At 68.5% G+C, this 11,775-nt stretch carries 6 protein-coding genes; 4 read left to right on the forward strand and 2 right to left on the reverse strand.

The genetic code is table 11. The annotated features are described in order from the left end of the window. Window positions 1–5,892, forward strand: a complete 5,892-nt coding sequence (locus ACIBK2_RS38140) for an SDR family NAD(P)-dependent oxidoreductase (RefSeq protein WP_396974801.1) — start codon at window positions 1–3, stop codon at window positions 5,890–5,892. A 134-nt stretch (window positions 5,893–6,026) separates the two neighbouring features. Here ACIBK2_RS38140 and ACIBK2_RS38145 read toward each other — a convergent pair whose 3' ends face one another. Next, window positions 6,027–7,511: an AMP-binding protein gene (locus ACIBK2_RS38145; protein WP_396974803.1), complete on the reverse strand. Its 1,485-nt coding sequence runs from the start codon at window positions 7,509–7,511 to the stop codon at window positions 6,027–6,029. Window positions 7,512–7,580: 69 nt separating this feature from the next. Further along, window positions 7,581–8,453 carry a glucose-1-phosphate thymidylyltransferase RfbA gene (rfbA, locus tag ACIBK2_RS38150; protein ID WP_396974804.1) on the reverse strand — a complete coding sequence of 291 codons (873 nt, stop codon included), beginning with the start codon at window positions 8,451–8,453 and terminating at the stop codon, window positions 7,581–7,583. 325 nt (window positions 8,454–8,778) lie between these two features. Here rfbA and ACIBK2_RS38155 point away from each other — a divergent pair, with 325 nt between their 5' ends. From ACIBK2_RS38155 to ACIBK2_RS38165, 3 genes are read left to right on the forward strand one after another with little or no spacing between them, the layout of a single operon-like run. Further along, complete coding sequence (locus ACIBK2_RS38155) at window positions 8,779–10,020, forward strand: type III PLP-dependent enzyme (RefSeq protein WP_396974806.1); 1,242 nt, start codon at window positions 8,779–8,781, stop codon at window positions 10,018–10,020. Continuing rightward, window positions 10,017–10,448 (forward strand): cobalamin B12-binding domain-containing protein, encoded by a 432-nt coding sequence (locus ACIBK2_RS38160; RefSeq protein WP_396974808.1) that lies wholly within the window; start codon window positions 10,017–10,019, stop codon window positions 10,446–10,448. The genes ACIBK2_RS38155 and ACIBK2_RS38160 overlap by 4 nt, the downstream gene beginning before the upstream one ends. Next, window positions 10,445–11,740, forward strand: a complete 1,296-nt coding sequence (locus ACIBK2_RS38165; protein WP_396974810.1) for a methylaspartate mutase — start codon at window positions 10,445–10,447, stop codon at window positions 11,738–11,740. The genes ACIBK2_RS38160 and ACIBK2_RS38165 overlap by 4 nt, the downstream gene beginning before the upstream one ends. Window positions 11,741–11,775: the final 35 nt, after the last annotated feature.

Consider the following 11,775-nt stretch of genomic DNA (forward strand, 5'->3'; position numbering starts at 1 on the left):
ATGACCACTTCCCCCTCGCAAGACAAGCTGCTCGACGCGCTGCGGGCGTCGGTGAAAGAGACCGAGCGGCTGCGCGCGGAACTGCGTCAGGCCACCCGCGAGCGCACCGAGCCGATCGCGATCGTGTCGATGGCGTGCCGGTTTCCCGGTGGTGTGCGGTCGCCGGAGGATCTGTGGCGGTTGATGGTGGACGGGGTCGACGCGATCGGGCCGTTCCCGACCGACCGGGGTTGGGACCTCGATCAGATCTACGATCCAGAAGGGTTGCGCCCCAACACGACATACGTCGATCAAGGCGGATTTCTCGATGGCGCTGGCGATTTCGACGCCGCCCTGTTCGGGATCAGTCCGCGTGAGGCGTTGGTGATGGATCCGCAGCAGCGGCAGTTGCTGGAGGTGTCGTGGGAGGCGGTCGAGCGGGCCGGGATCGATCCCCTTTCGCTCAAAGGCACCTCGACCGGTGTGTTCATCGGCGCGATGTACCACGACCACGCCGCGAACGCGAACACTGGATCGATTCTGTCGGGTCGGATCGCGTATGTGCTGGGTTTGGAAGGGCCTGCGGTGACGGTGGATACGGCGTGTTCGTCGTCGTTGGTGGGATTGCACTTCGCGGCGCAGGCGCTGCGGCGTGGCGATTGCGCGATGGCCCTGGTCGGCGGCGTGACCGTGATGGGTACCCCCGAGACCTTCGTGGCGTTCAGCGAGCAGCGTGGTTTGTCGGTGGATGGTCGGTGTCGGTCTTTTGGTGAGGGTGCGTCGGGGACGGGGTGGGGTGAGGGTGTGGGTGTTGTTGTGGTGGAGCGGTTGTCGGATGCGGTGCGGTTGGGTCATTCGGTGTTGGGGGTGGTGCGGGGTTCTGCGGTGGGTTCGGATGGTGCGTCGAATGGGTTGACGGCGCCGAGTGGGTTGGCGCAGCAGCGGGTGGTTCGGGGGGCGTTGGTGGATGGTGGGTTGGTGGTGGGGGATGTGGATGTGGTGGAGGGTCATGGGACGGGGACGGTGTTGGGTGATCCGGTTGAGGTGGGGGCGTTGGTGGGGGTGTTCGGGGATTCTCCGTTGTGGTTGGGGTCGTTGAAGTCGAATGTGGGGCATATGCAGGCGGCGTCGGGTGTGGGTGGGGTGATCAAGATGGTGTTGGCGTTGAACCATGGTGTGTTGCCGAGGTCGTTGTATGCGGGTGTGCCGTCGTCGCGGGTGGATTGGTCGGGGGGTGCGGTGTCTTTGTTGGGGGAGTCGGTTCCGTGGCCGGAGAGGGGTCGGCCGCGTCGTGGGGGTGTGTCGTCGTTTGGTATTTCGGGGACGAATGCGCATGTGATTCTGGAACAAGCACCAGAGTCGGCGGCTGTGTCCGATGGTGCGGTAACGCCGGATGTTGTTGTGCCGGTGGTGTTGTGCGCTAGAGACGAACAAGCCGTCCGTGCGCAGGCTGCCGCCTTGCTGGCGCATCTGGATGAGCACCCCGGGCTCGGGGTTACCGATGTTGCGTATTCGCTGGTGGTTTCGCGTGCTGCGTTGAACTGTCGCGCGGTCGTCGTGGCTGGTGATCGTGAGCAGTTGCGTGCTGGTTTGGTCGCGGTGGGGTCGCGGATGGCGCGTCGCCGCGGCGGGGCGGGGTTGGTGTTTTCGGGTCAGGGGTCGCAGCGGTTGGGGATGGGAAGGGAGCTGTGCGAGCGGTTTCCGGTCTTCGCCGAAGCGTGGGACGAGGTGTGGGAGACGCTGAGTCGGGAGTGTGGGGTAGATGGTCGTTCGGTGGTGTGGGGTTCGGATAAGGAGTTGCTGGAGCAGACACAGTGGGCGCAGTTGGGGTTGTTCGTTTTCGAGGTGTCGTTGTTCCGGTTGTTGCGGTCGTGGGGGATCGAACCTGATGTGGTGCTTGGTCATTCGGTCGGGGAAGTGGTAGCCGCTCATGTCGCCGGGGTGCTGTCTTTGACCGATGCGTGTCGACTGGTGGGTGCGCGTGCCCGGTTGATGGGTGAATTGGCCGGTGGTGGTGCGATGGTCGCGATCGCAGCGCCCGAAGTTGAAGTTGTTGCCGCACTGGATGGTTGGGGTGGTCGGCTGGAGATCGCGGCGGTGAATGGTCCGCGGGCGGTGGTGGTTTCGGGTGATTCCGACGCTGTCGAGGAATGGCTGCCGCGGTGGCGTGATCATCGGACGTCGCGGTTGCGGGTGAGTCATGCTTTTCATTCCGCGCAGATGGATCCGATGTTGGCCGAGTTCGAGCGTGCCATCTCCGGGTTGGAGTTCCACGAGCCTCGAATCCCGTTGGTATCCAATGTGACTGGCACGGTGGTGTCGTCCGAAGTCACCGATCCGCAGTATTGGGTGCGGCAGGTGCGCGCGACGGTCCGCTTCGCCGACGGGATCGCGACGATGACTGCTGACGGGGTGGACACCTTCATCGAGGTGGGTCCCGATGCGGCGTTGACGATGATGGCCGGATCGTGCCTCGACGGTGAGGACAACGCCCTGCTGGTGGCGACGTGTCGACGGGATCGTTCCGAACTCACCGAGGTGGTCACCGCCTTGGGCGCCCTGTATGCCGGTGGGGCCGAGGTGGATTGGCCGGGCTTCTTCGCCGGTACCGGCGCAACCCGCGTCGAGCTACCCACCTACCAGTTCCAGCACACCCACTACTGGCTGACGACCCGCCAGTACCTTGCCGATTCCTGGCTCGCCGACGCCTCGGCCGACCTCGTCTCGGCGGGACTGGACGCCGTGCCGCATCCGCTGCTCGGCGCCGTCATCGAGGCACCGGACCAAGAAGGCCTGACCCTGACCGGATGGTTGTCCGCCGACACCGCGCCCTGGCTCGCCGAGCACAGCGTCGGCGGCGCGGCGTTGTTCCCCGGCGCGGGCCTCGTCGAATTCGCCCTTACCGCAGGGGATCTCGCGGGCGTACCCGCGCTGGACGAGCTGACACTCCTGGCCCCCCTGCCCATTCCCGATCGCGGCGGTGTTCCGGTGCGGGTGGTCCTCGACCCGCCCGATGAGCGGGGCCGCCGGTCCGTCGGCATCTATTCGCGGCCCGACGCGGACGAGCGATGGCTGCGGCACGCGTCCGGTGTGCTGGCAACGGCCGCCGAGCCGCCCGCGCAGCCGTCCGGGTCGTGGCCGCCCGCCGCCGCGGTCCCGGTCGATCTGGACGGCTTCTACGACGATTTGGCCGACGCGGGCCTGCACTACGGCGCCACGTTCCGCGGCCTGCGGGCCGCATGGCGGGCAGGCGACTCGATTCTCGCCGAGGTGGCGCTGCCCGCCGAGGCCGACCCGGCCGACCTCCGGATTCACCCCGCCCTGCTCGACGCCGCATTGCACAGCATCTTCCTGCTCGGCGACAACGCGACCGGCGGCACGGCCCTGCCGTTCGCCTGGTCCGGTGTCGCGGTGCACTCGCCCGCCGCCACCACGTTGCGGGTGCGGACCAGCCCGACCGGTCCCGATACCGTCACCGTGGCAGCCACCGACGCGGACGGCGATCCGGTCTTCTCGGTGGCTGCCATGACACTGCGGCCGATCACGCTGTCCAGCTACGCCGCCGACTGTCTGTTCCGCCTGGCGTGGACCGAGTTGCCCAGTGCCGAAACGTATTCCGGTCCGATAGCGGTGCACCGAGTCGCCCCCTCGGACGACCCGCACACGGCCGTGCGGGCGGCCCTCGCTTGGCTGCAGGAGGCGCTCGCGGCCGACGATCCCCGGCCCCTCGTCGTGCTCACCCGGGGTGCGGTCGAATTGCCAGGCGCGGACGTCACCGATCTCGCCGGAGCCGCCGTGTTGGGCTTGGTGCGCGCCGCGCAGGCCGAGCACCCCGGCCGGATCACCCTCGCCGACGCGGATCGGGCCGAGCTGCCGCTGGTGCTCGGCACGGGCGAACCGCAAGTCCTCGTCCGTGCGGGAAAGCCCTACGGCGCGAGGCTGTCTCGGGCGACGCTCGCCGAGGCGCCTGCCCAGGAGTTCGCGCCGGGTGGGACGGTCCTGCTCACCGGTGCCACCGGCGCGCTCGGCGCGGTGCTCGCTCGCCATCTGGTGGCCGCCCGCGGGGTGCGTCGGCTGCTGCTGGTGAGCCGCCGCGGCGAACAGGCCACGGGCGCCCCCGAATTGGTCGCCGAGCTCACTGCGCTCGGCGCGGCGGTGACCTTGCGTGGTTGCGACGTCACCGATCGTGACGCCCTCGCCGGGCTGCTCGCGGAGATCCCGGCGGAGCACCCGCTCACCGCCGTCGTTCATGTCGCGGGTGTGCTCGACGATGGCATCATCGAGCGACTGACGCCCGAACGGATCGACACAGTTCTCCGACCGAAAGCCGACGCCGCCGAGCACTTGCACGAGTTGCTCGATCGCTCGGTCAACTTCATCGTATTCTCTTCCGCCGCAGGAATATTCGGTAATCCCGGCCAGGGCAACTATGCCGCGGCCAATACGTACCTGGACGCGCTGATGACGCACCGTCGAGCCATCGGGCTGCCCGGTCTGTCGCTGGCGTGGGGCCTGTGGGCCGACGAGGCCGGGATGAACGCGCGGACCACCGAGCGCGGTGCGCGGCGATCGGGTGCGTCCGGTCTCAGCACCACTGAAGCACTGGCCCTTTTCGACGCCGCCACCGCCGAGGGCGCCACCACCGATGCCGTGTTGGTGCCGATGCGCCTCGACCGCCGCGCGCTCGCCGCGGCCGACGAGGTGCCCGCGTTGCTCCGCGACCTGGTCCGCCCCGCCAGTCGCCGGAGCGGCACCGCCGCACCGGATTCCGCCGCGCTCCTACGCGATCTCGTCGGCCTGAACGACGCCGACCGCCTGCGGTACCTACTCGAGCTGGTGCGGCGGCAGGCGGCGACGGTGCTCGGTCACGCGAGTGCGGACGACGTGGATCCGGACCAGGACTTCCTCGAGGTCGGCTTCGACTCGCTGACCGCGATGGAATTGCGCGTCGGCCTCGCCGGGGCGACCGGGTTGGCGCTGCCCGCCATGGTGGTGTTCGACAGCAAGACCCCGGCCGAGCTGGCCCGGTTGCTGAGCGACGAGCTCGATGCGACGCCACCGGGTCCGGCGACGCAGGCCCTGCCGGAGGGCGGACAGACCCTCAGTGAACTGTTCCGTGCCGCAGTCGGTTCCGGCAAGCTGCAGACCGGGCTCAGCCTGCTGCGCGCCGCCGCCGACCTGCGGCCGTCCTTCCACACCGGCGAAGAACTCGGCCACCAGGCGCCGCCGGTCCGGCTGGCGAGCGGACCGAAGCTGCCCAGGCTGATCTGCCTCAGCACACCGATGGCCACCGCGGGGGTCCACCAGTACGCCAGGATCGCCGCGTCGCTGCGCGGACAGCGCGATGTCTACGCGTTGCCGGTGGCAGGCTTCGCGGCGGGCGAGCCGCTGCCCGCGACCGTGCGGGCCGCGCTGGCGGCGATGACCCGATCGGTGCTCGACGCCGCCGACGGCGCACCCTACGTGCTACTCGGCTACTCCTCGGGCGGACTGTTCGCGCATGCGGTGGCCGGCCTGCTCGAGCGGCAAGGCCCGGCGCCGCAGGGTGTCGTGCTCGTCGATACCTACCGCATCGGCGACGAGGGCAAGGCCGACGTGTTCGAGCAGCTCGCGGTCGGCCTGTTGGACGCGGAGGCGGCGTTCGGCGGCTTCGAGAGCGCGCGGCTGACCGGCATGAGCCGCTATCTGGACCTGATGCCACTGGTGCCGCTGGACCCGATCGCGACGCCGGTGCTGTTCCTGCGGCCGGAGCGGCTCTTCTACGACGCGGGCGATGAGCCGGTCTGGCAGTCGGATTGGCCGTCCGCGCACACCGTGGTCACGGTGCCCGGCACCCACTTCACGGTGGTGGAGCAGGACGCGCCGACCACGGCACTGGCGATGGAGTCCTGGTTGACCGGGCTGATCGACTGAGACCCGAGGTCAGGCCGGCCGGGGCGGCATTGCCACCGGCCGGCCTGCGGTACCGGTCGACGGCGGGCATTGCGGACGACCGGGGTTCGAAACGACTTTTGTTGGGGACAGCCAGATCTCGACGCGGTCCAGCGTCAGCGGGCGGGCTCGCTGAGCATCCTGGCGAACCCGTCGCGGGCGTTCTTGCCGTGCTGGGTCAACGGCAGCTCGCTGAGCACTCGGCAGATGGCGGGAATCTTCGCGGGCTCCAGGCGCTGGCGCAGCTCCCGCAGAATCTCGGCGGGCGTCAGCGTGCCCTCGACGAACAGTGCCAAATCGTGGCTGTCCGAGGGCGGTACCGCGGTCGCGGCCATGACGCCGCGGATATCCATTGCGGCAGCCTCGATCTCGATGGTGCTCATCCGAATACCCTTGCGCTTGAACATGTCGTCGCGGCGCCCGTGGAAGTAGAGGTAGCCGTCGTCGTCGAGGTAGCCGTAATCGCCTGTGTGCAACCGCAATCCCGCCGCGGCGTCGACGAATGTTCGCTCGGTGAGCTCGGTCGCGTTCCAGTAGCCCGGCATGACATGCGGACCGGCCACGACGATCTCGCCGATCGAACCGGGCGGCAGCGGGTCGCCGCGCTGGTCGAGGATCAGCACCGTGGTCCCCGGCAGCGGCAGTCCCACCGAGTCGGGCCGCTCGCCGTCCGGCCCCGGCATCATGATCGTGATCCGCTTGCATTCGGTCTGGCCGAACTGCCGAATCACCTGGGCGCCGGGAAAATGCTCGCGCAGCGCTTCGGTGACCGATCGGGCAAGCGCGGCACCGGTATTGGTGAACATCCGGACCGGTGGCGCCGGTGCTTCGTCCCGAATAGCGAGTGCCGCAATCATTTTGGCTAATGACGGCACCACCGGCACGATGGTGGTTCCGGTCTCGCGCATCCGGCTGAGCAGCCGCAGATCGGACTCGCCGCCCGCGAGCACCACCTCGGCGCGGGCGACACAGGTGAGCAGCACCTTGTACAGGCCGTAGTCCCAGGACATCGGAAACCGGCACAGCACAACATCATCCGGCCGATAGCCGAGGGTCGCGGCGATCGCCCTGGTGGCGAAGACCACCTGCGCGTGCGGGCAGACGACGGCCTTGGGCATCGCGGTGCTGCCCGAGGTGTAGACGAGGGCCGCGACATCGTCGCTGCGGATCGAGACGGCAGGCGCGACGGGCCGGGCGGCGACCTCGCCCCAGATATCCGCCACGTCGTGCACCGGCATCGAGGCCAGGCCGTGGAAGTTCGCGACATGCTCGGCGTCGGTGACGACCAGCGCGGGCTCGGCGTTGGCCAGCACCGCGCGCAGGTGATACGGCTTCATGGCCGGGTTGATCGGGACGAAGACGGCACCGCGCGCGGTCGTCCCGTAGAACATCGCCACCAGCTCACGCGTGGTGGACAACTGGGTGAGCACCCGGTCGCCGGGCCCGACGCCACGCGCGGCGAGCCAGCCGTTCCAGGCCTGCGCGTACTCGGCCAGTTCCCGGTAGGTCCAGGCGTCGGTCGAGTCGCGCACCGCCGTCGCGTTCGGCGCCTCGGCGGCCGCCGAGGCGAGCAGCTCATGGATCAGTACGGCACGGTCCATGTCCGGCACCGCCTTTCGGAGAGAAGGGTCGACGGACCGGATCGAAGCGGTAACGGCGCGTGCGTCGCGTCACGCCAGGTCCGCCGTCACCGTCCGCAGGTAATTGCCGTAGTCGCTGTTACCGAATTCGACGGCGAGCCGTTCACACGCCGCCAGGTCGATGAAGCCCATGCGCAGGGCGATCTCCTCGATGCAGGCGATCCGCAGGCCTTGGCGCTGCTCCATCATCTGGACGTATTGGCTGGCCTGCAGCAGCGAGTCGCGCGTGCCGGTATCGAGCCAGGCGAAGCCGCGCCCGAGGGTGACGAGCCGTGCACGCCCCTGCTCCACGTAGACCTGGTTGACATCGCTGATCTCCAGCTCGCCGCGCGCCGATACCTGGATGTTCTTGGCGATGTCGACCACTTTGTTGTCGTAGAAGTACAGGCCGGTGACCGCGAGGTTCGATCGAGGTCGCAGCGGCTTCTCCTCGATGGTGAGCAGTCGTCCGTCCTGGTCGACCTCCGCGACGCCGTACCGCTCGGGGTCGGTGACCTTGTGGCCGAACAACACACAGCCGTCGACGTCGGCCGCCTCGGTACGCAGGGTGGCGGAGAAGTTGTCGCCGTAGAAGAAGTTGTCGCCGAGTATCAGGGCGACATTGTCGTCGCCGATATGGTCGGCGCCGATCAGAAAAGCCTCCGCTATCCCGTTGGGCTTGGCCTGTTCGGCATAGGTGATGTTCATGCCGACCCTGGCGCCGTCGCCGAGTAGCGCGCGGAGCAGACCGATGTGCGCGCCCGAGGAAATGACAAGGACGTCGCGAATATTGGCGAGCATCAGCACCGACAGCGCGTAGTACACCATCGGCTTGTCGTAGACCGGGAGCAGTTGTTTGGAGAGCACCTGAGTGAGTGGGCGAAGTCTCGTTCCGTTGCCCCCGGCGAGAAGAATCCCTCTCATAACAGCCAAGCTAGCCCCGGTAGCGCGGCGGGGATACGCGCGTGCCGCAACCTAGGGGCCCGTATTCCGGCCGCGCCGGCGCCGGCTGCGCGCGGCCCGTCGGTAGGGGTTGACGGTAGGAGTGTGCCGAATCCTATTGTTCGACGTAATTCCGGCCGTTCCGCGACCGGCAATGAGGCCGGGCCGCAATTCCGGTGCGTAACGCGAAATCTCGACAAATAGGGGCAGCAATGTGGGACCCGCACTCTGCGCAAATTCCGCGGAAATACTTGCCATTCCTGTCACCGGATGAGTCGATGACCGACGAGTGTGCCGGGGTGACCCGATGACGGACTACGCCGAGTTGGCCAAGCGGTTCGGTACTCCGCTGTATATCTACGATGCCGACCGGATCCGGCGGGCCCGCCGCGACCTGTTCGACGGCTTGCCGGAGGCGGTCGAGCTCTACTACGCGCTGAAGGCGAACCCGCACCCGGATGTCGTGCGCGTCATGCGGGAGGGGACGGGCCGGGCCTGCCGCGCCGAGATCAGCTCTACCGGTGAGCTGGCCGCGGCCTTGGCGGCCGGCTTCCAGGGCGCGGACATCCTCTACACCGGGCCGGGGAAGACCGGCGCCGAACTGGCCGAGGCGCTGGCCGCGGGGGTGCGCCTGTTCTCCGTCGAGTCGAGCACCGACCTCGAGCACGTCGGCGCGGAGGCCGAACAGCTCGGTGTGGTCGCCGACTGTCTGATCCGGGTGAACAGTGCCACCGCGAATTCCTCGACCGGTATTCGAATGACCGGTGTGCCTTCGCAATTCGGTTTCGACAGCGAAAACCTGGCCGACCTGCGGGACCAGCTGCTCGGCGTGCGCGGCACCTCGATCGCCGGTGCGCACTTCTTTCCGCTGAGCAACGCGAGGGACGAGTCGAGCCTGATCGCCGAGTTCACCGCCACCATCACGCTGGCCGCACGGCTGCAGGACGAGCTCGGTGTCCGGTTCCGCTTCCTCGACATCGGCGGCGGGTTCGCCGCCCCGTACGGGGTCATCGGTGATCGGCCGGTGTATTCCGCACTGCGCGAGGCACTTTCGGCGGTGCTGGAGGAGCGGTTCCCCGGCTGGCGCGACGGCGCGCCCCGGATCGCGTGCGAGTCGGGCCGGTATCTGGTCGCCGACAGCGGACAGCTGATCTGCTCGGTGGTCAATCTCAAAGACAGTCGCGGCAGCCGATATCTCATCGCCGATGCCGGGATCAACACCTTCGGTGGCCTGTCCGGACTGGGTCGGCTACTGCCCGTGGCGGTTTCGCCACAGGTCGACGGCCAGGCCGCCGACCAGGTGGCCAGCCTGGTCGGTCCGCTGTGCACCCCGGGCGACATCCTCGGGCGCAATATCGCCGTGCCGAGCATGAATCCCGGTGACCTGGTGGTCATCCCGAACGCGGGCGCATACGGCCTCACCGCGAGCCTGTCGATGTTCCTCGGCCGTCCGGTCGCGACGGAAGTACTGGTCAGCGACGGGCAGGTCGTCTCGGCCTCGCGCCTGCGGCACGTCCGCGACTACCAGATCGGAGCACAGTCCTCATGAAAACGCGGCCACGGCCGGTCATGGTCACCGGCGTCATCTCGGACTCGCACACCTGGAATCTGGTGTTCCTGCAGCTGTTCCTCGAGGAGCGGGACTATCCGGTGCTGAATCTCGGCCCCTGTGTGCCGGAAAAGCTGCTGGTCGACAAGTGCCTGCGCCATCGGCCCGCGCTCGTCGTGATGAGCAGTGTGAACGGCCACGGCTATCAGGACGGCATGCGGATGATCGGTCCGCTGCGGGAACGGTTCGGCACCGCCGAGCTGCCCGTGGTGATCGGCGGCAAGCTCGGCATCCACGGACAGCAGCGCGCGGCCGAACGCGACGCGCTGATCGAGGCCGGGTTCACCGCGGTCTTCGACGACAGCGACGCGGGACTCGTCGAGTTCGACCGGGTGTTGAGCTCGCTGTGGCAGCCGGTGCGCGCTTGAGCGCCGTCACGTCCGCGGACACCGGGTTCGGCGCGTTCGTCCGCCGGGCACATCGAGCGGGCCAGCTCGTCGTGCAGCCGAGGATGGGGATGAGCGCGCCCGAGCAGATGCGGGCCGGGCTGCGCGCCACCCGCGACGCGGTGGGCGCCACCGTCGGTACCCTCACCGTGGACAGCTACACCAGGGTCGGTGAACTGCAGGCGGCCCAGCTCGCGGTGCTCGACGGCGTGGCGCTCAACGGCTATCCCCTTGTCTCCCATCAGCTTTCCATCACACTCGGGGTGCTCGACGCGATTGCCGGGCCGGAGTTCCCGGTCCAGGTGCGGCACGGCAGCGCCGATCCGCTCGACATCTTCCGGGCCATGACGGCCGCGGGTCTCGACGCCTCCGAAGGCGGGCCGGTGTCCTACTGCCTGCCCTACGGCCGGGTGCCGCTGCGGGAGTCGACCCGGCATTGGATCCGGTCCTGCGACGAGTTGGCCGGGCTGCGGGCGAGCGGGCTCGAGCCGCATCTGGAGACCTTCGGCGGGTGCATGCTCGGTCAGCTGTGCCCGCCGAGCGAGCTGGTGGCGATCAGTGCGCTGGAGGCGATGTTCTTCCACCATCACGGGCTGCGCAGCATCTCGGCCAGCTATGCCCAGCAGACGAATCCGATCCAGGACGCCGAGGCGGTCCGGGCCCTGCAGCGACTGTGCGCCGAGCACCTGCCCGATACCGACTGGCACATCGTGATCTACGCGTACATGGGCGTCTATCCCGCGTCCCGAGCGGGCGCATACGCCTTGCTCGAGGCGGCGGCGCGGCTGGCGGCGCACACCGGCTGCGCGCGCCTGATCGTCAAGACCGAGGCGGAATCGGTGCGCATACCGACCGTCGCGGAGAACGTCGCCGCGCTCGAATTCGCGGCGGCGACGGCCGCGGTTACGCCGAGATCGGTAGCCGGGCATGGTGATTCGCAAACGTATCGGGAGGCGGCCGCGCTCGTGGCCGCGGTCATGAATCTCGACCCCGATCCGGGTGCGGCCATGCTCCGGGCCTTCCAGCGCGGCTACCTCGATATCCCGTACTGCGTGCACCCGGACAACCGTGGCCTCAGTCGAAGCTACATCGACGATCGGGGCTATCTGTGCTGGGCGGACATCGGACGGCTGCCGCTGTCCGGGCTGGTGGACGGCTCCGGTCCGCGCACGCTCACCTCGCGCGGGCTGATCGAGTCGCTGACCTATGTCAGCCGGAAGTTCGATGCGCAGCCCGACGCCGCGCCCGCGCTGGTCCGGGGTGAGCGAGCGTGACCACCCCGACGAACGATTCCTGCCTTACCGAAGTA

This window comes from Nocardia sp. NPDC050175, assembly GCF_044459885.1.
Taxonomy (GTDB): domain Bacteria; phylum Actinomycetota; class Actinomycetes; order Mycobacteriales; family Mycobacteriaceae; genus Nocardia.